Here is a 21,666-nt window from a genome sequence, read left to right on the forward strand (position 1 = left end):
ATGACCGTCATTGAATCCGATCTTTTGCAATTGGCTTACCCTCCGCGGCTCGATCTTGGGCCGCAACTCACTCACGAACAGTTGATGAGCTCAATGCAGGCCACCATGGCCCAGCACAAGGGTGGGCCGGTCTGGCTTTTCGCTTATGGTTCGCTGATCTGGCGCCCTGAATGCTCGTCGACCGAGCGGGTGCGGGCACGGGTCCACGGTTATCATCGTGGCCTGTACCTATGGTCCCATGAGCATCGGGGTACGCCGGAACTGCCGGGGTTGGTTTTCGGTTTGGATCGCGGTGGCTCTTGCAGCGGGTTTGCCTACCGCCTGCCGGAAGATCAGTTGGAGGCCTCGCTCTACGCCTTATGGCAGCGCGAGATGCCTTATCCCTCCTACCGGCCGCATTGGCTCAGTTGCCGTCTCGAAGATGGCAGCACGGTGCAGGCATTGGGATTTGTCTTGGAGCGGCACTTGCCCAGCTACGCCGGTAACCTGCCCGACATCGTGCTGAACCATGTGTTGCAGAGTGCTTGCGGGCGTTACGGCACCACTCGCGATTATGTCGAGCAGACCGTCAACGCCCTGCGTAGCCACGCCATGCCAGATAAGAACCTGGAGGCGCGGCTCAAGCGTTGTGCAAAGGGTTGCTCAGGCGCTTAGCGCGCCGAGCTGACGCTGTTGGTGTGCCACAGCGTTGGGATCAGGAAGGCGATGGCCAAGATACATGCGCCAATCAGCAGCACGAAACCACCGTCCCAGCCGAAATGGTCCACGGTGTAGCCCATGGCCGCACTCGCCGCCACCGAACCACCCAGGTAACCGAACAGGCCGGTGAAACCCGCAGCGGTGCCAGCGGCTTTCTTCGGTGCCAGTTCCAGCGCCTGCAGGCCGATCAGCATTACCGGGCCGTAGATCAGGAAGCCGATGGAGAACAGCGCGATCATGTCGACCATCGGGTTGCCCGGCGGGTTGAGCCAGTACACCAGGGTCGCCACGGTCACCAGTGCCATGAACACGATGCCGGTCAGGCCACGGTTGCCACGGAAGATCTTGTCCGACATCCAGCCGCACAGCAGCGTGCCTGGGATACCGGCCCATTCATAAAAGAAGTACGCCCACGAGGATTTATCCACGGTGAAGTGCTTGGCTTCTTTCAAGTAGGTCGGCGCCCAGTCCAGCACGCCGTAGCGCAGCAGGTAGACGAACACGTTGGCGAAGGCGATGTACCACAGCATTTTGTTGCGCAGCACGTACTTGACGAAGATTTCCTTGGCGCTGAATTCGTCTTCGTGGCTGGCGTCGTAGCCTTCCGGGTAGTCGTTCTTGTACTTCTCGATAGGCGGCAGGCCCACCGATTGCGGGGTGTCGCGCATGGTGATGAAGGCAAAGGCCGCCACCAGCAGGGCCACAGTGGCCGGTACGTAGAAGGCTGCGTGCCAGTCGTTGAACCAAGCCATGCCCAGCAGGAACAGCGGGCCGATCAGGCCGCCACCGACGTTGTGCGCCACGTTCCATACCGAAACCACGCCGCCGCGTTCTTTCTGCGACCACCAGTGCACCATGGTGCGCCCACTTGGCGGCCAGCCCATGCCTTGGGCCCAGCCGTTGATGAACAGCAAAATGAACATCATGGTCACGCTGGACGTCGCCCAAGGCGCGAAACCGAAAATGAACATCACCCCGGCCGAAACCAGCAGCCCGAAGGGCAGGAAGTAGCGTGGGTTGGAGCGGTCGGACACCAGGCCCATGAGGAACTTGGACAGGCCGTAGGCAATCGCGATGGCCGACATCGCCAGGCCCAGTTCGCCGCGGGTGTAACCCTCGTCGATCAAGTAGGGCATGGCTAGGGAGAAGTTTTTGCGCAGCAGGTAGTAACCGGCGTAACCGAAGAAAATACCCGCGAAGATCTGCCAGCGCAGGCGTCGGTAGGTACTGTCTATTTTTTCTTCAGGCAGGGGCGCCTGATGGGCGGCAGGACGAAAGAAAGCAAACATTCAAGAGCTCCAAATTTCTTGTTTTGACTGCGGATGCGAATGTTACAGTTTCGTTACCGAAAATAGCATCGCCTCTTATCTGCAAACACAGGAAATGAGAGCAATTGCATGTTCTCTTACGAACATGTCGCGAATAGATAAGTGATGGTCGTAAATAGATCTGTAGGAGCCGGCTTGCCGGCGATGAGGCCCGAAAGGTGGACGTGATCGTTCGGCGGTCATCGCCGGCAAGCCGGCTCCTACAGGGGAAGGTCAGCGAGTCTGGACGACGACCTTGCCCACAGCCCGGCGCTGCCCCAGGTCATTGATCGCCTGGGCGGCTTGTTCCAGCGGATACACCTGCGACACCAGCGGCTTGAGCTTGCCTTCGCCATACCAACTGAACAACTGCTGGAAATTCGCCGCATTGTCCTGCGGTTGGCGCTGGGCAAACGAACCCCAGAACACCCCGACCACCGCCGCACCCTTGAGCAACGCCAGGTTCACCGGTAGTTCCGGAATGCGCCCGCTGGCGAAACCCACCACCAGCAGGCGGCCGTTCCAGGCAATGGCACGGATGGCCTGGTCGAACAGGTCGCCACCCACCGGATCGTAGATCACATCGGCGCCGTTGCCGTCGGTGAGGCGCTTGATCTCGTCTTTCAGGCTGGCTTCGCTGTAGTTGATCAGCTCATCGGCGCCCGCGGCCTTGGCCACTGCGAGTTTGTCGGCACTGCTGGCGGCGGCGATTACCCGCGCGCCCATGGCCTTGCCGATTTCTACGGCGGCCAGGCCCACGCCACCGGAGGCGCCGAGCACCAGCAGGGTTTCGCCGGGTTGCAGGTTGGCGCGTTGTTTCAGCGCGTGCATGGAGGTGCCGTAGGTCATGCTGAAGGCGGCGGCAGTGTTGAAGTCCATGCTCGGCGGGATCGGCAGCACGTTGTAGCCGGGCACCGCGACCTGCTCGGCAAAACTGCCCCAGCCGGTCAGCGCCATCACCCGGTCACCGACTTTCAGGTGGCTGACCTTTTCCCCCACTTCACTGACCACGCCCGCCGCTTCACCACCCGGCGAAAACGGGAAAGGCGGCTTGAACTGGTACTTGCCCTCGATGATCAGCGTGTCCGGGAAGTTGACCCCGGCGGCATGCACGTCCAGCAGGATTTCGTTCTTCTTGATCGCCGGGCTGGCGATCTCTTCCAGCACCAGGGTTTCGGCGGGGCCGAAGGCTTTGCACAGCACAGCTTTCATCGGACTATTCCTTTTGGCGTCGTGGCCGATAAGTGTAGGAGGGTACGCCCGTGGGTCAACGAGCATGCCCGGGCCTGATAAGCCGCCATAAGCTTGTGCTCTGCCTTGCTAGCGTTATGCTACCCGGCAACCGAATGTGAGGAATGAACTGTGAAAGCGTGGATCCTGTTGATGCTGGCCCTGACGTTGCCGATGGCGGCCCAAGCCGAAGAAGCCAAAGAAGGCGAGGCGCCGAAGGTCAGCTATATCAGCCTGAGCCCGCCATTTGTGGGCAACTACGGCCTGGATGGCACGGCGAAACTCAAGGTGTTCAAGGCCGACATCGCCCTGCGCGTGACCGGCCCCGAAGCGGCTGCTGCCGTCAAAGCCAACGACGCGTTGATCCGTAATCAACTGGTGGCGCTGTTCACCCAGCAGACCAACGAGGCCATGAGCACCGTGGAAGGCAAGGAAAAACTGCGCCAGGAAGCCCTCAAGCAAACCCAGCAAGTGATGAATGACGAGACCGGCAAACCGGTGGTGGAAGATCTGCTGTTCAACAACTTGATCATCCAGTAATCACCAATAGGGTGCGGTTTCAGGAAGCCAGGCTCTTCCTGAACCGCGCCAGTGCCACTGCAAAGAACACCAACCCAATCCCCGCCAGCGCCAACAAATCCGGCCACACCACGCTCACGCCCGCATCGCGGAACAGAATCGCTGCACTCAAACTCACAAAATGCGTCGACGGCGAGCCCTGCATCAACCACTGCAACCACTCGGGCATGCTGTCCAACGGCGTACTGCCGCCGGAGAGCAGCAGCATCGGGATGATCACCGGGATTGCCAGCAGGCCGAACTGCGGCGTCGAGCGGGCGAGGGTGGCGAGGAAGATGCCCAGCGCGGTGCTGGCAAACAAGTACAGCGCCGTCACCAACAGAAACAAACTCAGCGACCCGGCCAGCGGTACGCCGAGCAACCCTTTGACCACCACTTCCAGCGACAGCCAAGTGCACAGCACCACCACCAGCATGTTGCTCCAGATTTTCGCCAGCATGATTTCCAGCGCTGTCAGCGGCAATACCAGCAGATGGTCGAGGGTGCCGTGTTCGCGTTCGCGCAGCAGCGCGGTGCCCGTCAGGATAATGGCGAGGATGGTGATGTTGTTGACGATCTGGATCACTGCCAGAAACCAGCCGCCCTCCAGGTTGGTGTTGAACAGCGCGCGAGTCGTGAGCTGGGCGGGCGCCTGGCTGGCGGCGGCTTGCCCGCTGTAGGTCAGCAATTCCCGCTGGAAGATCCGCCCGATATAGCCCGCGCCCATGAATGCCTGGCTCATGGCCGTGGCGTCCACGTTCACCTGCACGCCGGGTTGGCGACCGGCCAACAGGTCAGCCTGGAAGTTCGCCGGCACATTGATCACGAAGGTGTATTCGCCGCTGTCCATGACCCTGTCCAACTGGTCATAGGCCAATGGCGTGGGCGCTTGAAATTCGGGCGGCTGCAGCGCCTCGGCCAGTTGCCGCGACAGCGAGCTGTGGTCTTCATCGACAAACGCCACGCTGGCGTTGTGCACGCCGATCACCGAGCCGGCGGCGGGCATATAGATGGCGACGGTGAAGGCGTAGAACAGAAACAGCAGCAACACGCTGTCATGGCGCAGGCTGGTCAGTTCCTTGATCCCCAGGCGCAGGATATGCGCGAACTTATGCATCAGGCCTCCTGCTTCTTGAGCATGACCAGGCTCAGCCCGGTAAACCCGACAAAGAACCCGAACAGCGCCAGGCATTGCGGCCACAACTGGCGCAGGTCCAAGGCCTTGGTGAAGGTGCCCACGGCGACATCCAGGAAGTGCCCCGCCGGAAACAGCATGCCCATCAACGCCGCTGCGCCTTCCAGGGACGAGCGCGGCACGATCAGCCCGGAGAATTGGATGGTCGGCAGGCTGGTGATGATCATGGTGCCGAGGATTGCCGCGATCTGGGTGCGGGTGAACGCCGAAATCAGCAGGCCCATGCTGGTGGTCGCCAGCACATAGAGCAGGCCGCCGAACGCCAGCGTCAGGCCGCTGCCCTTGAACGGCACGCCGAACAGCCAGCGGTTCATCGCCACCAATACCGCCAGGTTGACCAGGCTCACGGCCAGGTACGGCGCCTGTTTGCCGAGCAGGAATTCCAGCCGGGTCAGGGGCGTGGCGTAGAAGTTGGTGATCGAGCCCAGTTCCTTCTCGCGCACGATGCCGAGGGCGGTGAGCATCGCTGGGATAAACGCCAGGATCAGCGCCATCACACCGGGGCCGATGGCATTCACGCTGACCACGTCTTGGTTGTAGCGAAAGCGCGTTTCCAGCTTGACGGCCGCTGGGTTGTTGCGCGGCAGGCTGCTCAGTTCGGCCAGTTGCTGCAGGTTTTCCTGGTGCACAGCCTCGACATAGTTGCGGCTGGTTTCCGCGCGAAACGGCATGCCGCCATCGAGCCAGGCGGCCACGCTGGGCTGGCGGCCAGCGTAGAGATCGCGGCCAAAGCCGGGTGGGATCTCCAGGGCCAGTTTGATTTCCGAACGTTGCAGGCGCCGGTGCAATTCAGTTGAGTCCTGAATCGGCGGTTGCTCGGCGAAGTAGCGTGAGCTTCGGAACGCCTCCAGGTAGGCGCGGCTTTGCGGTGTCTGGTCCTGGTCGTAGACGGCGAAGGCGAGTTTCTCCACATCCAGGGAAATGCCGTAGCCGAAGATCACCATCATGAACATCGCACCCAGCAGCGCGAAGGCCATGCGCACCTTATCGCGCAGCAGCTCTTTGCCTTCGCGGCTGGCCACGGCCAATAGGCGGGCCAGGCTGAAACCGCGTTTGCTCACGGGCGGCGCGCTGGTTTCACTGACGGTTGCGGCGGGCGCCGTGGGCTCGGGTTCGCCTTGGGCCTGTTCCAGGCAGGTGACGAACGCCGCTTCCAAGGTGTCGCCCTGGAACTGCCGTTGCAACGCATCCGGCGTATCGCAGGCGAGCACCTTGCCCGCGTGCATCAGGGAGATGCGGTCGCAACGCTGGGCCTCGTTCATAAAGTGCGTGGACAGGAAAATCGTCACACCTTGTTCGCGGGATAGCTCGATCAGCAATCGCCAGAAGTCATCCCGCGCCGCTGGGTCGACGCCCGACGTAGGTTCGTCGAGGATCAGCACTTCCGGGCGATGCAGCACCGCCACCGCCAATGACAGACGCTGGCGCAGGCCGAGTGGCAACTCGCCCGACGGTTGTTCGGCGACATCCCCCAGGTCAAACCGCTGGATCAGCTCATCAATGCGCGGACCGCTGTCGGCCTTGGGCAAGTCGAACAATTGCGCATGCAGCACCAGGTTCTGGCGCACGCTGAGTTCGCCATACAACGAGAAGCTTTGCGACATGAAACCCACGCGCTTGCGGGTCGCGAGGTCCTTGGCGTTCACCGGATTACCCAGCAGCGTCGCGCTGCCCTCGGTGGCGGGCATCAGCCCGGTGAGCACCTTCATGGTGGTGGTCTTGCCGCAGCCGTTGGAGCCGAGGAAGCCGAAGATCTCGCCGCGACCAATGGCGAAGCTGACCTTGTTCACGGCGGTGAAATCGCCGAAACGCAGGGTCAGGTCGTGAGCTTCGATGGCGATATCGGCGTTGTCGCTTTGCCTCGGTGGAATCACCAGCGGCTGGTTGTCGTGGGCGCTGTCGCCCTGGAAGTGGGTGAAGGCTTCGTCCAGTTTGCCGCTGGCGGTCGCGCCCGCCAGTTCACGGCTCAGGCCGTCTGCAATCAGCTTGCCGCGATCGAGCATCAGGCAATGTTCGAATTGCTCGGCTTCTTCCATGTAGGCCGTGGCCACTAGCAGCGTCAGTTGCGGGCGTTCGCGGCGCACGGTTTCTACCAGTTCCCAGAAACGTCGGCGGGACAGCGGATCGACGCCGGTGGTGGGTTCGTCGAGGATCAACAGGTCAGGGTCGTGGATCAGCGCGCAACACAGGCCGAGTTTCTGCTTCATCCCACCGGACAGCTTGCCCGCCGGGCGTTCGGCGAAGCGCGCAAGGTCGGTGGCCAGCAGCAGGTTGTGCATGCGCTGGTCGCAGTCGGCTTTCGACAGGCCAAACAACGTGGCGAAGAAACGGATGTTCTCGCTGATGGACAACTCGGGATACAAGTTGCCGCCCAGCCCTTGAGGCATAAAGGCGATGCGCGGGTACAGGCTGTTGCGGTGGCGGCGGTCTTCAAGCGCACCGCCCAGCACTTGCAGTTGACCGTCCTGGAGCTTTTTGACCCCGGCGATCAACCCCAGCAGGCTCGACTTTCCCGCGCCATCCGGCCCGATCAACCCGCAACGCGTACCGGCCGGGAGGCTGAACGTGATGTCGAGCAGGGCCTGTTGCTTGCCATAGCGATGGTTGATCGCCGTGGCTTGCAGCGCCAGGCCGGTCATTGCAGGTTGGCCGGCCAGTCGATGTCGGCCGTGCGCACGTAGCCGGCGCCGGGCATGCCGGGTTTGGCCTGGGGCACGGCGCTGGGTTGGGTCAGGCGCAGTTTGACGCGGAACACCAGTTTCTGGCGTTCATTGCGGGTTTCAACTTCTTTGGGGGTGAACTGAGATTTGGCGGCGACAAAGCTGATCTTCGCCGGCAGCGGTTGGTCAGGCAGCGCGTCGAGCAGAATACGCGCATCGCTGCCAACGGTGAGGCGGCCGGTGACGGAGGCGGGCAGGTAGAGGTTCATGTATTGATCGTTGGGGTCGATCAGCAACAGGACACGCCCGCCCGCGCCGAGCACTTCGCCAGGCTCGGCCAGGCGCAGCTGGATAATGCCGTCGATGGGCGCGCGCAGGCTGCTGTCGTCGATCTCGCTGGTGAGCTGGGCGACCTGGGCCTCGGCGGCGCCGATCGCGGCCTTCACCGAGTTGACTTGGGCTTGTGCTGCGATCACGGCCGCATTGCCGGTGTTCTGCCGCGCCTGCTGTTGGTCAATCAACTGGCTGCTGGCGAAACCGCGCTTGTACAGTTCCTGGGTGCGCTTGAGTTCCTGGTTGGCCAGCAGTTGCTCGCTCTGGCGCAATTGCACGTTGGCCTCGGCGGCCGCGAAGTTTTCCTTGGCGCGCAGCACTTCGGCTTCGGCCTGGGCGCGCTGGGCTTCCAGCGTGCGGGTGTCCATGCGTGCGAGCAGTTGGCCTTTGAGGACCTTGTCGCCTTCGTCCACGCGCACCTCTGCCAGGCGCCCTGGGATCTTGGCGGCGATCTGCACTTCGGTGGATTCCAGGCGGCCGTTGCCCATGCTCAGGCCTTCGGGCAAGCGGTCCTGGGTGGAGCGCCAGTAACCGAAGCCACCGGCACCCAACAACAGGGCGATGAGGGCAATGGCGAAAAGACGGGAGGTGTGATGGTTCGTCGACATGGCTGCTTCCTGCGGCATTAGCGTCCTAGTGTGAGCGGTTCGCCCCTGCGTAGTGTTGATACCCATCAACTGTAGGAGCGGGCTTGCCCGCGAAAAACGTCAACGATAACGCGTACTCTCTGATTTGACGCGGTGTCCTGGCGTTCTTCGCGAGCAAGCTCGCTCCTACAGTGCTTAGCGCAGCGCCAGTACGGCGGCCCATTGCTCGGACGTGACGGCCATTACTGAGAGCCGGCTGCCTTTTTGCACCAGTGGCAGTTCGGCAAGGGCGGCTTGTTGCTTGAGGTAGCCCAGGCCAAGCACTTTGGGGAACGTCTGGACATGCGCGACGTTGATCGCGCTCCACGGATTTTTTTCCGGGGTGGCCTTGGCGTCGAAGTAGTGGCTTTCGGGCTCCAGCGCGGTGGGATCCGGGTAGGCCGCCTCGACGATTTTGCCGATGCCGGCAATGCCCGGTTCCGGGCAGCTGGAGTGGTAGAAGAAAAATTGGTCACCCACCGCCATCGCTCGCAGGAAGTTGCGCGCCTGATAGTTGCGCACCCCATCCCAGCGCGCTTCGCCGAGCTTTTCCAGGCCTTTGATGGAGAGTTCGTCGGGCTCGGATTTCATCAGCCAATAGGCCATTTTGGGGCTCCTGAAATAAGCAGTGGGCAAGTTGTCAGGCAATTTGATGACAAACCGACAGTCGGTTGGCGTCAAGGTTTGCGTGTTGGTTCACGTTACCGCAGAATGCCGGCTTTTAAAGCTTGACGCAGCTGCAACGGACTACTTTGGAACGTTGTTGTCATCGTGTACGAGGTGCCTGCAGGGGGGCAATCGATGCAACGTAAACCGGATTTACTATGGATTTTGGTGATTTTGTTTGGTCTGGGCGTCGTGACCACCGGGTATGCCCAAAGCTTATGGTCGAACAAGACCGATGCTCCCGTTGAACTGGCTCAGCAGCAGCCGCAACCGTTCAAACGCTGACTCTTCTTTCAAGGCGCCGCTGATTCCAGTGGCGTCTTCGCAATGTACCAATGCTTATCGGTGACGGTGCCCGCCAACGGCACATCCCAGCTTGCCTGTGCCAATCGATCGACCTTCTGGCATTCATGGGCCAGGCCCAGCAGCGTCGGCTTGCGCCAGCTCTGTCGGCGCGCCAGGTAAGCCAGGCTGCGATCGTAGAACCCGCCGCCCATGCCCAGGCGTCCACCGGCATCATCGAACCCCACCAACGGCAAAAGCACCAGGTCCAAGGCCCAGACTTTGCGCTGGCGGCTGATATTCACTCGTGGCTCCAGGATGCGAAAGCGATTGGGCAGCAGCTTTTCCCCAGGCCGCACGCGCTGGAACACCATCTTGGTTCGCGGCCACGCGCTGAGCACCGGTAGGTAAGTGGCCTTGCCCCGGCGCTGTGCGGCGCGCAGCAGCAGGCGCGGATCGATTTCACCGTCCGTCGGTAGATACAAAGAGATATGTTTGGCCCGGCGAAACAGCGGGTGCTGTGCCAGTTGCCGATACAGGCCCTGGGCGGCCTTGCGCTGCTCGCTTGGCGTGAGGGCGCGGCGGGCTTTGCGCAACATGCGTCGAAGTTGCGGACGGGAAAGCGGCGCAGGTTCGGTCATGGTTTTCGGCTCATAAAACAATGCCAGTCCGAGGACTGGCATTGAGTTTGGGAATTCAGGCTCCCCGACAGAGCCGCTGTCGACTTAGCCCTTGAACCCGAAAGTTCAAGGTGGAAGATGCAGTAGGCTTTAAGGCTTTCCGTCTAGCGGACATGCACACCAGCCCAACGTGCAACTTCCAGGGTAGTGCGAATCGGCTCAGGGACATCGCCGACTGGCAAACACGCCAGGGAGTGGGGCGAGTATACCTTAAACAGTCGCGGCAATCAGCCCTTGGGTGCGTCTGAATCGCTGGAAAGCACCAGATCGACACGCTCCAGCAGGTCACGCACTTGCTCACGCGTCGAGCCGCTGGCCTGCACGTCAGGGCGTTCCTGCTTATGCAGCAGATCGTGGGTAATGTTCAGCGCGGCCATCACGGCGATACGGTCGGCGCCGATGACTTTGCCGCTGCTGCGGATTTCACGCATCTTGCCATCCAAGTAGCGCGCGGCGCTCACCAGGTTGTTGCGCTCTTCCTGGGGGCAGATGATCGAATATTCTTTATCCAGGATCTGCACGGTGACGCTATTGCTTGAACTCATGAGTCTTGCTCCAGGGCCTTCAGGCGCGAAATCATCGATTCGACCTTACGCCGGGCGATTTCGTTTTTTTCAATGAGGTGAGCGCGTTCCTCGCGCCAGGTCTTTTCCTGAGCTAATAGGAGTCCGTTTTGACTCTTAAGTTGCTCGACCCGAGTAATTAGCAATTCGAGTCTGGCCATCAGCGCTTGCAGGTCGGTGTCTTCCATTGGGTTCCACTGGATTTGTCTGATGAATGGCAACTGCAGGATAAACGATCTGACGCCCTTGATAGTCTTGGTACGTCTGCCGGTGCTAGGATACAGCGCTCCATTCTAGACATTGCGCCGTCTGGCGCCTAGCTCACCATGCCTATTCAGAACTCCCCGTACGACGCTTTTTCCAAACTGCTGAGCACCAGCGGCCATCCCTGCTCGCCTGCCGAACTGCACGGTGTGTTGCTGGGCCGTAGCTGCACCGGCGTTGGCTTTGATGCCGACAACTGGCTGGCTGACGTGGCCGAGCTGCTGGAAACCGAACCGACCGACAACGTGCGTAACGCGCTGATCGGCCTGCAAGAGATGGTCAAGGGCGAGCTGACCGGTGATGACGTCACCGTGGTCCTGCTGCTGCCGACCGACGATGCGCCGCTCGCCGAGCGCGCCGCCGCCCTGGGCCAATGGTGCCAAGGCTTCCTCCACGGTTTCGGCGTCAATGCCGGCGGCCTGGAGTTGAGCACCGACGCCAAGGAAGTGTTGCAGGACCTGGCGGCGATCTCCCAGGTGCAAGACGCCCTGGAAGAGTCCGAAGACGGCGAAGGCGACTACATGGAAGTCATGGAATACCTGCGCGTCGCGCCGTTGCTGCTGTTCACCGAGACCAAAAAGTCCGCTGAACCTGCTTCGCCCAAGCCGTCGCTGCACTAAGAAAGGAAGCCCATCTGCCCATGATCCATATCCCCCGAGCGGAATACACCCGACGCCGCAAGGCGCTCATGGCGCAGATGGAACCCAACAGCATCGCGATCCTGCCGGCCGCTGCCGTGGCGATCCGCAACCGCGATGTCGAACACGTGTACCGCCAGGACAGCGACTTCCAGTACCTGAGCGGTTTCCCCGAGCCGGAGGCGGTGATCGTGCTGATGCCCGGTCGTCAACACGGCGAGTACGTGCTGTTCTGCCGCGAGCGCAATGCTGAACGCGAACTGTGGGACGGCCTGCGCGCCGGCACCGAAGGCGCGATCCGCGACTTTGGCGCCGACGACGCGTTCCCCATCACCGATATCGACGACATCCTGCCTGGTCTCATCGAAGGCCGCGACCGGGTGTACTCGGCCATGGGCAGCAATGCCGAGTTCGACCGGCACTTGATGGAATGGATCAACGTGATCCGCTCCAAAGCCCACTTGGGCGCCCAGCCGCCGAACGAATTCGTTGCCCTGGATCATCTGCTCCACGACATGCGCCTGTATAAATCGGCGGCAGAAGTGAAGGTGATGCGCGAGGCCGCGCGAATCTCTTGCGCCGCCCATGTGAAGGCGATGCAGGCCAGCCGGGCCGGCCTCTATGAGTTCAGCCTGGAAGCCGAGCTGGATTATGAGTTCCGCAAAGGCGGCGCGAAAATGCCGGCCTACGGCTCCATCGTCGCCGCCGGGCGCAACAGCTGCATCCTGCATTACCAGCAGAATGACGCGCTGCTCAAGGATGGCGACCTGGTGCTGATCGACGCCGGTTGCGAAATCGACTGCTATGCCAGCGACATCACCCGTACCTGGCCTGTGAATGGCAAATTTTCGCCGGAACAGAAGGCGATCTACGAAATTGTGCTGGCTTCCCAGGAAGCCGCGTTTGCCGAAATCGCCCCGGACAAGCATTGGAACCAGGCGCATGAGGCAACCGTGCAGGTGATTACTGCCGGTTTGGTGAAGCTGGGGTTGCTGCAGGGTGACGTCGATGAGTTGATCGCCAGCGAAGCCTACAAAGCCTTCTACATGCACCGCGCTGGCCACTGGCTGGGCATGGATGTGCATGATGTGGGCGAGTACAAAGTGGGCGGTGAATGGCGGGTGCTGGAAGTTGGCATGGCGTTGACCGTGGAGCCGGGCATCTACATTTCGCCGGACAACCCGAACGTGGCAAAGAAATGGCGTGGCATTGGCGTACGCATCGAGGACGACGTGGTAGTGACCAAGCAAGGCTGTGAAATCCTGACTGGCGGCGTGCCCAAGACCGTCGCCGACATCGAAGCGCTGATGGCGGCTGCCCGATGAGCCGGGTCAATCTGGCAATCATCGGCGGCGGCTTGGTCGGCGCCAGCCTGGCGCTGGCGTTGCAGGCCGGGGCCAAGGCGCGGGGCTGGAAGATCGTGCTGATCGAACCCTTTGCGCCGGGCGACAGCTACCAGCCGAGCTACGATGCGCGTTCTTCGGCGCTCTCCTACGGCGCCCGGCAGATTTATCAGCGCCTGGGCCTGTGGCAGGACATTTCGCGCCGCGCCGAGCCGATCAAGCAGATCCATGTGTCTGATCGCGGTCGTTTCTCCACCGCGCGTTTGTCCGCAATGGAGGAGGGCGTGCCGGCCCTCGGCTACGTGGTGGAAAACGCCTGGCTGGGCCAATGCCTGTGGCAAGGCCTGGACAAAGACGTGGTCAGCTGGCGTTGCCCGGCCGAAGTCACGCGCATGGAACCGCTGCCCGATGGCTATCGCCTGACGCTCAACGATGAAACCGTGCTGGAGTGCGACCTCGCCGTACTGGCTGACGGTGGCCGTTCCGGCTTGCGCGAGCAATTGGGCATCGGCGTGAAAACCCGCCCGTACAACCAGAGCGCGTTGATCGCCAACATCACTCCAAGCGAATCCCATAACGGTGAGGCCTTCGAGCGCTTCACCGACGAGGGCCCGATGGCCTTGCTGCCGCTGCCGGACAATCGCTGCGCACTGGTGTGGACGCGCATTGGCATGGACGCCCAGCGCCTGGCCAATCTCGATGAACGCAGCTTCTTGAGTGAATTGCAGGGCGTGTTCGGCTACCGCCTGGGCACGCTGAAGCAAGTCGGCGCCCGTCATCTGTACCCGCTGACATTGGTGGAAGCCGAGGAGCAAGTGCGTTCGCACTTGGCGATTCTCGGCAATGCCGCTCACAGCTTGCACCCGATTGCCGGGCAGGGTTTCAACCTGTCCCTGCGCGACGCGAATGCGCTGGCCGAGGCCTTGTTGGCCGGGCCTGCGGTGCCGGGTGACCTGGCCACCTTGCAGGGTTATCGCGAGCGCCAGCGCCTCGACCAGAAGCTCACCGTGGGCTTCTCCGACCAGGTCACGCGCCTGTTCGGCAGCGCCCAACCGCTGGTCGCCCTGGGCCGCAACATGGGCCTGCTGGGCCTGGACTTGCTGCCGCCGGCCAAGCGCTGGTTCGCCCGTCAGGCCATGGGCCTGGGTACCCGTCCCGATGCGTAACTGGTTGATTGAGCGCCTGGGCAAGGCGCGGGTATTGCGCTGGTTCCTGAGCCTGTACCCGCCTTACCTCGGCGCGGGTGTACGGGTGCAAGAACTGACCGCGGATTTCCGGCATGCCAAAGTGCGCATGGGCCTGGGCTGGTACAACCGCAATTACGTCGGCACGCAGTTCGGCGGCAGCCTGTATTCGATGGTCGACCCGTTCTACATGCTGCTGTTGATGGAAAACCTGGGCCGCGACTACATCGTGTGGGACAAGGCGGCGAGTATCGATTTCATTTCGCCGGGCAAAGGCCCGGTGTATGCCGAGTTTTCCATCGATGATGCCTTGCTCGATGAGATCCGCCGGCAGACCGAAGGGGGCGAGAAGTACTTGCCCCACCTCAAGGTCCAGATTCATGACGGCTCCGGCACCCTGGTGGCGCGAGTCGACAAAACCCTTTACGTGCGGCGCAAGCCGCCAGCGAGACAGGCTTAAAGCATGGACATGCGCGCAGATGTGCTGATTGTCGGGGCCGGAATGGTCGGAAGCGCCCTGGCGCTGGCGTTGCAGGGCAGTGGCCTGCAGGTGCTGCTGCTCGACGGCAGCCCGCTGAGCGTCAAGCCGTTCGACCGCGAGGCCGCATTCGAACCCCGCGTGAGCGCCTTGTCGGCCGCCAGCCAGCGCATCCTCGAACGCCTGGGCGTGTGGGACGGCATCGTGTCGCGCCGCGCCAGCCCTTACGGCGAGATGCAGGTGTGGGACGGCAGCGGCACCGGGCAGATCCATTTTTCGGCCGCCAGCGTGCATGCCGAGGTGCTGGGGCATATCGTCGAGAACCGCGTGGTGCAGGATGCGCTGCTCGACCGTCTGCATGACTGCGACCTGGGCCTATTGGCCAATGCGCGCCTGGAACAGATGCGTCGCTCCGGCGATGACTGGCTGCTGACCCTGGCCGACGGCCGCACATTGCGCGCGCCGCTGGTGGTGGCTGCCGATGGCGCCAACTCCGCCGTGCGCCGCCTGACCGGCACCGCCACCCGTGAATGGGATTACCTGCATAACGCCATCGTCACCAGCGTACGCAGCAGCCAGCCGCACCAGCGCACCGCGTGGCAACGGTTTACCGACACCGGCCCATTGGCGTTCTTGCCGCTGGTGCGGGACGGGCAGGAGGATTGGTGTTCGATCGTTTGGTCGACCACGCCGGCTGAGTCCGAGCGCTTGATGGCGCTGGATGATGAAAGCTTCTGCCGTGAGCTGGAGCGCGCCTTTGAAGGGCGGCTCGGCACCGTGCTGAGCGCCGACCCACGCGTCTGCGTGCCACTGCGCCAGCGTCACGCCAAGCGCTATGTGGCCGAAGGCCTGGCGTTGATTGGCGATGCGGCGCACGTCATCCATCCCTTGGCGGGGCAGGGCGTAAACCTGGGTTTCCTGGATGCGGCGACATTGGCTGAAGTCTTGTTGTCTGCGACCGAGCGCGGCGAGCGCCTGGCCGATGTGAAGGTGTTGAGCCGCTACGAGCGCCGGCGCATGCCGCATAACCTGGCGTTGATGGCGGCAATGGAAGGGTTTGAGCGACTGTTCCAGGCCGATCAACTGCCGCTGCGCTGGTTGCGTAATGCCGGGTTGAAAATGGTCGACCAGATGCCCGAAGCCAAGGCTGTGTTTGTGCGCCAGGCGCTGGGCCAGAGCGGGGATCTGCCGGAGCTGGCCAAGCCCTGAAGCGGTTGTGCAACATCTGGTAACGCCTCCACCGAGCGCTACCAAATGTGAGTCCTTATCATTTGCCCTCTTTTTGCAAATGAGAGACCGCACCCATGTTGGCACCCAAGCGCCTCCTGACTGCCCTGGCACTCACCCTGATCGGCAGCACCACCGTGCAGGCCGCCGACGAAGTGGTGGTCTACTCCTCGCGCATCGACGAACTGATCAAACCGGTGTTCGACGCCTACACCAAGAAAACCGGCGTGCAGGTGAAGTTCATCACCGACAAGGAAGCCCCGCTGATGCAGCGCATCAAGGCCGAGGGCGAAAACGCCACCGCCGACCTGCTGCTCACCGTCGATGCCGGCAACCTCTGGCAGGCTGAGCAAATGGGCATCCTGCAACCGTTCACCTCTGAGGTGATCGACAAGAACATTCCCCTGCAATACCGCTCTTCCAAACACACCTGGACCGGCTTGAGCCTGCGCGCGCGGACCATCGCCTATTCCACCGACCGGGTAAAACCGGGCGACCTCACCACCTACGAAGCCCTGGCCGACAAGCAGTGGGAAGGCCGCCTATGCCTGCGCACGGCGAAAAAGGTCTACAACCAGTCACTGACCGCCACCCTGATCGAAACCCATGGCGCGGCCAAGACCGAGGAAATCGTCAAAGGTTGGGTGAACAACCTCTCTACCGATGTGTTCTCCGATGACATCGCTGTGCTTGAAGCCATCAACGCCGGGCAATGCGACGTGGGCATCGTCAACACCTACTACTACGGCCGCCTGCACAAACAGAAGCCGGATCTGGCGGTAAAACTGTTCTGGCCGAACCAGGGCGACCGTGGCGTGCACGTGAACCTGTCGGGCATCGGCCTGACCCAACACGCACCGCACCCAGAAGCCGCCAAGGCACTGGTGGAGTGGATGACCACGCCTGAAGCGCAGAAGATCTTTGCCGACGTGAACCAGGAATTCCCGGCCAACCCAGCGGTACCGCCGTCGGCGGAAGTGGCAACCTGGGGCAAGTTCGTGGCGGACACCTTGCCGGTGGAAGTGGCGGGCAAGCGCCAGGCCGAGGCGATCCGGTTGATGGATCGGGCTGGCTGGAACTAAGTACACTCTCAAATGTGGGAGGGGGCTTGCCCCCGATAGCGGGATATCAGTTCACTCATCATGGACTGATCCACCGCCATCGGGGGCAAGCCCCCTCCCACATTGGATTGAGTTGAATTAAAAACATTCTCTGAGCACTGACTTTGGCCCACCCTGCCCAACGCCGCTGGTACCTGCCGGTCTTCACCGTCGCTGCCCTGGTGCTGCTGCCGCTGAGCGTGCTGTTGCTGTCCTGGCAAAGCATCGACGCACAAATCTGGTCGCACCTCTGGGAAACCCAGATGCCACGTCTGCTGGGCAATACCCTGACCCTGGTGTTGGGTGTCGGCGTCGGCGTGACCCTGCTGGGCGTGAGCCTGGCCTGGCTGACCAGCCTTTGTGAATTCCCGGGTCGGCGCTGGCTCGACTGGGCGCTGATGTTGCCGTTTGCCATTCCTGCGTATGTTCTGGCGTTCGTGTTTGTCGGCCTGCTGGACTTCTCAGGTCCGGTGCAAACCCTGCTGCGTGAGTGGTTCGGCATGGGCTTGAGGCTGCCACGGGTGCGCTCCACCAGCGGTGTGATCATCGTGTTGGTGCTGGTGTTCTATCCCTACGTTTATCTGCTGGCGCGCAGCGCGTTCCTGGCCCAGGGCAAAGGCCTGATGGAAGCGGCACGGGTGTTGGGGCAATCGCCGTGGCGAGCGTTCTGGCACGTGGCCCTGCCCATGGCGCGGCCGGCGATTGGTGCCGGGGTGGCCCTGGCATTGATGGAAACCCTGGCGGATTTCGGCGCGGTCTCGGTGTTCAACTTCGATACGTTTACGACAGCCATCTACAAGACCTGGTACGGCTTTTTCAGCCTCTCCAGCGCCGCCCAGTTGGCCAGCCTGTTGCTGCTGGTAGTGATGCTGGTGCTGTATGGCGAGCGGCGCGCACGGGGCGCCAGCCGACCGAGCAACGAGCGGCCACGGGGCAAGGCGCTGTATCACCTGCGCGGGTTCAAGGCGGCAGCGGCCACTGGCTGGTGCGGGTTGGTGTTCGCCTGCGCTTTTGTCATCCCGATGCTGCAACTGGTCGCCTGGTTCTGGCAGCGCGGTCGCTTCGATCTGGATGAGCGCTACTCCGGCTTGATAGTTCACACGCTTTATCTGGGCGGGATCGCCGCCTTGATCACGGTCAGTGTGGCGTTGGTGCTGGCCTTCGCCAACCGCCTGGCGCCGACCCGTGCTATCCGCTCCGGTATCAGCCTGGCCAACGTCGGCTATGCCTTGCCGGGTTCGGTGCTGGCGGTGTCGATCATGTTGGCGTTCAGCTATCTGGACCGGGAGTTGGTGGTGCCACTCTCCGGTTGGCTCGGCGGCGCGGGCAAGCCATTGCTGTTGGGCAGCCTGTCGGCGCTGGTGCTGGCGTATCTGGTGCGTTTCCTGGCGGTGGCCTACGGGCCTCTGGAAAACAGCCTGGCGCGCATCCGGCCCTCGTTGCCGGAGGCAGCGCGCAGCCTTGGCGTCAGCGGCCCACGACTGTTTTGCAAAGTGTATCTGCCGTTGCTGCTGCCGGGGACCTTGAGCGCAGCGCTGCTGGTGTTCGTCGATGTGCTCAAGGAAATGCCCGCGACCCTGCTGATGCGCCCGTTCGGCTGGGACACGCTGGCGGTGCGGATCTTTGAGATGACCAGTGAAGGCGAATGGGCACGGGCTTCTTTGCCCGCGTTGACACTGGTGCTGGTCGGCCTGTTGCCGGTGATCGGGCTGATTCGACGCTCCGCCCGGCAAATCGGTTAGGTGCCAGTCCTACAGCTTGCGGCTACAATGCGCGGCATTCGGTGCGCTTCGTCTTTCGGAGCGGGTCGCTGGACGTGGCTGCGGGCCTTGTAATTCAAGGTGTTCGGCGCGAACAGTAGCTCCGCGCACCTTCGCCACGCCCGGAAGGAGAAACCCATGGGACAGCGCACGCCTCTGTATGACCTGCATCTCGCCCTCGGCGCGAAAATGGTCGATTTTGGCGGTTGGGATATGCCTCTGCACTACGGCTCGCAAGTTGAAGAACACCATCAGGTGCGACGCGACTGCGGGGTGTTTGATGTATCTCATATGACCGTGATCGATGTCACCGGCCCCCAGGCCAAGGAATGGCTCCAGTACCTGCTGGCCAATGATGTCGAACGCCTGCATGGCTGCGGCCGTGCGTTGTACAGCGCCATGCTCAACGAAAAGGGCGGCGTGGTGGACGACATGATCGTCTATCGCACCGAGTCCGCTTATCGGCTGGTGGTGAATGCCGCCACCCGCGACCAGGACATGGCCTGGATGCACGCACAACTGGGCAATTACCAGGTGCAACTGCATGAGCGCCCTGAGTTGGCCATGCTCGCCATCCAAGGCCCCCACGCCCGGCAGAAGATTGCCGAGCTGGTGACCCAGTCGCGCGGCGCGCTGATTCACCAGCTCAAACCCTTCGAAGGCCAGGCCGACGGCGATTGGTTTATCGCCCGCACGGGTTACACCGGCGAAGATGGTCTGGAGATTGTCCTGCCGGCCGATCAGGCGCCGGGCTTTTTCAACGACCTGGTAGGTGCCGGTATTTCCCCCATCGGCCTTGGCGCCCGCGATACCCTGCGCCTGGAGGCGGGCATGAACCTCTACGGTCAGGACATCCATCAGGACGTTTCACCGTTGGCGTCGAACATGGCTTGGAGCATTGCCTGGGAGCCGGTCGAGCGCAATTTCATCGGCCGCGCCGCGCTGGAAGCGGAAAAAACGGCGGGTGTGCAGTTCAAACTGGTCGGGCTGGTACTGGAAGAACGTGGGGTTTTACGTGCCCACCAGGTGGTTCGTATCGCCAATATTGGCGAAGGGGAGATCACCAGTGGTAGTTTCTCTCCTACGCTGAGCAAATCCATTGCCCTGGCGCGAGTACCGACGGCAACTGCTGATCGGGCCGAAGTGGAAATCCGCGGCAAGTGGTACCCGGTTCGAGTGGTCAAACCGACCTTCGTGCGCCATGGCAAAACCTTGATCTAACCTATTTCCGGCAGGCCAATGGCCGCTGACATTACTTCTTGAGGACACAGATTATGAGCGATATCCCTGCCGACCTGCGTTTTGCCGAAAGCCACGAATGGGCACGCCTGGAAGCTGACGGCACTGTGACCGTCGGTATTTCCGACCATGCTCAGGAAGCGTTGGGTGATGTGGTGTTTGTTGAGTTGGCCGAAGTGGGCGCGCAGTTCGACGCTGCTGGTCAAGCGGGTGTGGTTGAGTCGGTGAAGGCCGCCTCGGACATCTACGCTCCGGTTGCAGGCGAAGTGATTGCCGTCAATGAAGAGCTGAGCGGTAGCCCTGAGCTGCTGAACTCCGACCCGTACGGCGCGTGGATCTTCAAGCTCAAGCCGAGCAACCCGGCTGATCTGGAAAAACTGCTGGATGCTACTGGCTACAAAGCCGCCATCGGCGAGTGATCCTGTTGCGGGAGCCGGTTATCCGGCTCCCGCAATGTGTTTTCAGCGCTGTAGAACCGCCTTCACTGCCGCTACCGACCGCTCCACATCCGCCTCTGTCATCGCCGTAAACATCGGCAACGACACGATCAAACGACCGACCTTTTCCGCCACCGGGAACATGCCTTCCTTGAACCCCTGTGCCCGATAGAGACTCAGCAGGTGGATCGGCGGGTAGTGATAGCCAATGCCTACGCCGTGGGCCTGCATCTGCTCCATGAAGGTGGCGCGGGCCGGCAGGCCGTCCTGGCGCTCTGGCAACACCAGTTGGAACAGGTGCCAGTTGCTGTTTTCGAAGTCGGCCGGTGGCAGTTGTGCGCCGTACAACGCTTCAAAATCACTGCCAAAGCACTTGAAGTAGTGCCGCGCCAGGTTCTGGCGATGCGCGGTGATCTTCTCGATATGGGCAAACTGCCCCAGGCCAATGGCGGCGGCGATGTCGGTCATATTGAACTTGCCGCCCAGCACATCTACATCCAAGCCATCGAAGCCGGTGCGGGTCACGCCTTGCAGGCGATACTTCTCGGCCAGACGCGCTTCCTCGGCATTGTTCAACACCAGGCAACCGCCCTCGGAAGAAGTGATGTTCTTGTTGGCCTGGAAGCTGAACGACACGAAATCACCGGTGGCGCCGATGCGCTCGCCATCCCAGCTCGAACCCAGTGCCTGGGCCGCGTCTTCGACGATGCGCAGGTTGTACTTGTTCGCCAGTGCGTACAGCATCGGCATGTCGAGGGGCAGGCCGGCCAGGTAAACCGGGATGATCGCCTTGGTGCGCGGGGTAATCGCGGCTTCCACCTGAGCCAGGTCGATGTTGCGGGTGACCGGGTCGATATCGGCAAACACCGGCGTGGCGCCGACTTCCAGGATCACGTTGGCCGTGGCCACCCAGGAGATCGGTGTGGTGATGACTTCATCGCCCGGCCCGATGCCGGCAATGCGCAAGGCAATCTCCATGGTGCAGGTGCCCGAGTTGAAGGTGCGCACCGGCCGGCCGCCAAAGTATTCCGACAGCTGAGCTTCGAATGCCTGCACTTTCGGCCCGCTGGTGATCCAGCCTGAGCGCAGTACATCGCCGACCGCCGAGATGGTGGCTTCATCAATGGTGGGTTTGGAGAACGGCAGAAAGGGCTGTTGGCTCATGACGACGAAGGCATCCGTTTCAGATTGGCGATG

At 62.0% G+C, this 21,666-nt stretch carries 22 protein-coding genes and 1 other RNA gene; 12 read left to right on the forward strand and 11 right to left on the reverse strand.

The features are described 5' to 3' along the window. A complete protein-coding gene (locus HX868_RS08430) occupies positions 1-654 on the forward strand; it encodes a gamma-glutamylcyclotransferase (RefSeq protein WP_095013950.1) in 654 nt (217 codons plus the stop codon). Here the strand turns inward: HX868_RS08430 and glpT are convergent. Both glpT and HX868_RS08440 read right to left on the reverse strand, forming a co-directional pair. After that, positions 651-1,988, reverse strand: a complete 1,338-nt coding sequence (gene glpT / locus HX868_RS08435) for a glycerol-3-phosphate transporter (RefSeq protein WP_016978960.1) — start codon at positions 1,986-1,988, stop codon at positions 651-653. The genes HX868_RS08430 and glpT overlap by 4 nt on opposite strands. A gap of 252 nt (positions 1,989-2,240) precedes the next feature. Then, complete coding sequence (locus HX868_RS08440; protein ID WP_068935477.1) at positions 2,241-3,218, reverse strand: NADPH:quinone oxidoreductase family protein; 978 nt, start codon at positions 3,216-3,218, stop codon at positions 2,241-2,243. Positions 3,219-3,368: 150 nt separating this feature from the next. Between HX868_RS08440 and HX868_RS08445 the strand changes: the two genes are divergently transcribed. Continuing rightward, entirely contained in the window at positions 3,369-3,776 is a 408-nt protein-coding gene (locus HX868_RS08445) for a flagellar basal body-associated protein FliL (protein ID WP_016978962.1), read from the forward strand. A gap of 19 nt (positions 3,777-3,795) precedes the next feature. On the opposite strand, the gene HX868_RS08450 is transcribed toward HX868_RS08445, so the two are convergent. From HX868_RS08450 to HX868_RS08465, 4 genes are all read right to left on the reverse strand, one after another. Then, entirely contained in the window at positions 3,796-4,911 is a 1,116-nt protein-coding gene (locus HX868_RS08450) for an ABC transporter permease (protein ID WP_177002554.1), read from the reverse strand. Beyond that, positions 4,911-7,628, reverse strand: a complete 2,718-nt coding sequence (gene rbbA / locus HX868_RS08455; protein ID WP_177002555.1) for a ribosome-associated ATPase/putative transporter RbbA — start codon at positions 7,626-7,628, stop codon at positions 4,911-4,913. The genes HX868_RS08450 and rbbA overlap by 1 nt, the downstream gene beginning before the upstream one ends. Further along, positions 7,625-8,590, reverse strand: coding sequence for an HlyD family secretion protein (locus HX868_RS08460; protein ID WP_016978965.1), 966 nt, complete (start codon positions 8,588-8,590; stop codon positions 7,625-7,627). The genes rbbA and HX868_RS08460 overlap by 4 nt, the downstream gene beginning before the upstream one ends. A 174-nt stretch (positions 8,591-8,764) precedes the next feature. After that, positions 8,765-9,214, reverse strand: a complete 450-nt coding sequence (locus tag HX868_RS08465; RefSeq protein ID WP_177002556.1) for an EVE domain-containing protein — start codon at positions 9,212-9,214, stop codon at positions 8,765-8,767. A gap of 195 nt (positions 9,215-9,409) precedes the next feature. Between HX868_RS08465 and HX868_RS08470 the strand changes: the two genes are divergently transcribed. Continuing rightward, entirely contained in the window at positions 9,410-9,559 is a 150-nt protein-coding gene (locus HX868_RS08470; protein ID WP_010207387.1) for a hypothetical protein, read from the forward strand. An 8-nt stretch (positions 9,560-9,567) separates the two neighbouring features. Here the strand turns inward: HX868_RS08470 and HX868_RS08475 are convergent, their stop codons facing one another. The 4 genes from HX868_RS08475 to HX868_RS08490 form a co-directional block, all read right to left on the reverse strand. Then, on the reverse strand, positions 9,568-10,197 hold the full coding sequence (locus tag HX868_RS08475) for a 5-formyltetrahydrofolate cyclo-ligase (protein ID WP_095017501.1): 630 nt from the start codon (positions 10,195-10,197) through the stop codon (positions 9,568-9,570). 57 nt (positions 10,198-10,254) lie between these two features. Further along, positions 10,255-10,433: non-coding RNA, 6S RNA (ssrS, locus tag HX868_RS08480), on the reverse strand. A 30-nt stretch (positions 10,434-10,463) separates the two neighbouring features. After that, the gene (locus HX868_RS08485; protein ID WP_003176812.1) at positions 10,464-10,781 is read right to left on the reverse strand and encodes a cell division protein ZapA; all 318 of its coding nucleotides are present in this window, start codon (positions 10,779-10,781) and stop codon (positions 10,464-10,466) included. Beyond that, positions 10,778-10,987 carry a TIGR02449 family protein gene (locus tag HX868_RS08490; protein ID WP_007982902.1) on the reverse strand — a complete coding sequence of 70 codons (210 nt, stop codon included), beginning with the start codon at positions 10,985-10,987 and terminating at the stop codon, positions 10,778-10,780. Before HX868_RS08490 ends, HX868_RS08485 begins: the two co-directional genes overlap by 4 nt. A gap of 138 nt (positions 10,988-11,125) precedes the next feature. On the opposite strand from HX868_RS08490, the gene HX868_RS08495 reads away from it, so the two are divergent. From HX868_RS08495 to gcvH, 9 genes are all read left to right on the forward strand, one after another. Continuing rightward, the gene (locus HX868_RS08495) at positions 11,126-11,683 is read left to right on the forward strand and encodes a YecA/YgfB family protein (protein WP_095013944.1); all 558 of its coding nucleotides are present in this window, start codon (positions 11,126-11,128) and stop codon (positions 11,681-11,683) included. Between the two features lie 20 nt (positions 11,684-11,703). Next, entirely contained in the window at positions 11,704-13,026 is a 1,323-nt protein-coding gene (pepP, locus tag HX868_RS08500; protein WP_177002557.1) for a Xaa-Pro aminopeptidase, read from the forward strand. Then, on the forward strand, positions 13,023-14,210 hold the full coding sequence (ubiH, locus tag HX868_RS08505) for a 2-octaprenyl-6-methoxyphenyl hydroxylase (RefSeq protein WP_177002558.1): 1,188 nt from the start codon (positions 13,023-13,025) through the stop codon (positions 14,208-14,210). Before pepP ends, ubiH begins: the two co-directional genes overlap by 4 nt. Next, positions 14,203-14,688: a DUF4442 domain-containing protein gene (locus HX868_RS08510; RefSeq protein ID WP_177002559.1), complete on the forward strand. Its 486-nt coding sequence runs from the start codon at positions 14,203-14,205 to the stop codon at positions 14,686-14,688. Before ubiH ends, HX868_RS08510 begins: the two co-directional genes overlap by 8 nt. A gap of 9 nt (positions 14,689-14,697) precedes the next feature. Further along, positions 14,698-15,915, forward strand: coding sequence for a 2-octaprenyl-3-methyl-6-methoxy-1,4-benzoquinol hydroxylase (locus HX868_RS08515; protein ID WP_177002752.1), 1,218 nt, complete (start codon positions 14,698-14,700; stop codon positions 15,913-15,915). A 95-nt stretch (positions 15,916-16,010) separates the two neighbouring features. Next, on the forward strand, positions 16,011-17,015 hold the full coding sequence (locus HX868_RS08520; RefSeq protein WP_133075516.1) for an extracellular solute-binding protein: 1,005 nt from the start codon (positions 16,011-16,013) through the stop codon (positions 17,013-17,015). Positions 17,016-17,158: 143 nt separating this feature from the next. Then, a complete protein-coding gene (locus tag HX868_RS08525) occupies positions 17,159-18,775 on the forward strand; it encodes an ABC transporter permease (RefSeq protein WP_177002560.1) in 1,617 nt (538 codons plus the stop codon). 156 nt (positions 18,776-18,931) lie between these two features. Next, complete coding sequence (gene gcvT, locus HX868_RS08530; protein ID WP_177002561.1) at positions 18,932-20,014, forward strand: glycine cleavage system aminomethyltransferase GcvT; 1,083 nt, start codon at positions 18,932-18,934, stop codon at positions 20,012-20,014. 53 nt (positions 20,015-20,067) lie between these two features. Then, on the forward strand, positions 20,068-20,451 hold the full coding sequence (gene gcvH / locus HX868_RS08535; RefSeq protein WP_177002562.1) for a glycine cleavage system protein GcvH: 384 nt from the start codon (positions 20,068-20,070) through the stop codon (positions 20,449-20,451). Between the two features lie 42 nt (positions 20,452-20,493). Here gcvH and HX868_RS08540 read toward each other — a convergent pair whose 3' ends face one another. Next, the gene (locus tag HX868_RS08540; RefSeq protein ID WP_061434545.1) at positions 20,494-21,633 is read right to left on the reverse strand and encodes a DegT/DnrJ/EryC1/StrS family aminotransferase; all 1,140 of its coding nucleotides are present in this window, start codon (positions 21,631-21,633) and stop codon (positions 20,494-20,496) included. Between the last annotated feature and the right edge of the window lie 33 nt (positions 21,634-21,666).

The sequence above is a fragment of the Pseudomonas reactans genome (assembly GCF_013385825.1).
Lineage (GTDB): Bacteria > Pseudomonadota > Gammaproteobacteria > Pseudomonadales > Pseudomonadaceae > Aquipseudomonas > Aquipseudomonas reactans.

Bases quoted from the DNA above. Each gene is read 5' to 3' on its own strand.
- HX868_RS08465 (WP_177002556.1), bottom strand. From the start codon at position 9,214: ATGGCCTATTGGCTGATGAAATCCGAGCCCGACGAACTCTCCATCAAA.
- pepP (WP_177002557.1), top strand. From the start codon at position 11,704: ATGATCCATATCCCCCGAGCGGAATACACCCGACGCCGCAAGGCGCTC.
- HX868_RS08510 (WP_177002559.1), top strand. From the start codon at position 14,203: ATGCGTAACTGGTTGATTGAGCGCCTGGGCAAGGCGCGGGTATTGCGC.
- HX868_RS08430 (WP_095013950.1), top strand. From the start codon at position 1: ATGACCGTCATTGAATCCGATCTTTTGCAATTGGCTTACCCTCCGCGG.
- HX868_RS08520 (WP_133075516.1), top strand. From the start codon at position 16,011: ATGTTGGCACCCAAGCGCCTCCTGACTGCCCTGGCACTCACCCTGATC.
- HX868_RS08470 (WP_010207387.1), top strand. From the start codon at position 9,410: ATGCAACGTAAACCGGATTTACTATGGATTTTGGTGATTTTGTTTGGT.
- gcvT (WP_177002561.1), top strand. From the start codon at position 18,932: ATGGGACAGCGCACGCCTCTGTATGACCTGCATCTCGCCCTCGGCGCG.
- HX868_RS08515 (WP_177002752.1), top strand. From the start codon at position 14,698: ATGCGCGCAGATGTGCTGATTGTCGGGGCCGGAATGGTCGGAAGCGCC.
- glpT (WP_016978960.1), bottom strand. From the start codon at position 1,988: ATGTTTGCTTTCTTTCGTCCTGCCGCCCATCAGGCGCCCCTGCCTGAA.
- rbbA (WP_177002555.1), bottom strand. From the start codon at position 7,628: ATGACCGGCCTGGCGCTGCAAGCCACGGCGATCAACCATCGCTATGGC.
- HX868_RS08495 (WP_095013944.1), top strand. From the start codon at position 11,126: ATGCCTATTCAGAACTCCCCGTACGACGCTTTTTCCAAACTGCTGAGC.
- HX868_RS08440 (WP_068935477.1), bottom strand. From the start codon at position 3,218: ATGAAAGCTGTGCTGTGCAAAGCCTTCGGCCCCGCCGAAACCCTGGTG.
- HX868_RS08485 (WP_003176812.1), bottom strand. From the start codon at position 10,781: ATGAGTTCAAGCAATAGCGTCACCGTGCAGATCCTGGATAAAGAATAT.
- HX868_RS08475 (WP_095017501.1), bottom strand. From the start codon at position 10,197: ATGACCGAACCTGCGCCGCTTTCCCGTCCGCAACTTCGACGCATGTTG.
- gcvH (WP_177002562.1), top strand. From the start codon at position 20,068: ATGAGCGATATCCCTGCCGACCTGCGTTTTGCCGAAAGCCACGAATGG.
- HX868_RS08540 (WP_061434545.1), bottom strand. From the start codon at position 21,633: ATGAGCCAACAGCCCTTTCTGCCGTTCTCCAAACCCACCATTGATGAA.
- HX868_RS08460 (WP_016978965.1), bottom strand. From the start codon at position 8,590: ATGTCGACGAACCATCACACCTCCCGTCTTTTCGCCATTGCCCTCATC.
- HX868_RS08490 (WP_007982902.1), bottom strand. From the start codon at position 10,987: ATGGAAGACACCGACCTGCAAGCGCTGATGGCCAGACTCGAATTGCTA.
- ubiH (WP_177002558.1), top strand. From the start codon at position 13,023: ATGAGCCGGGTCAATCTGGCAATCATCGGCGGCGGCTTGGTCGGCGCC.
- HX868_RS08450 (WP_177002554.1), bottom strand. From the start codon at position 4,911: ATGCATAAGTTCGCGCATATCCTGCGCCTGGGGATCAAGGAACTGACC.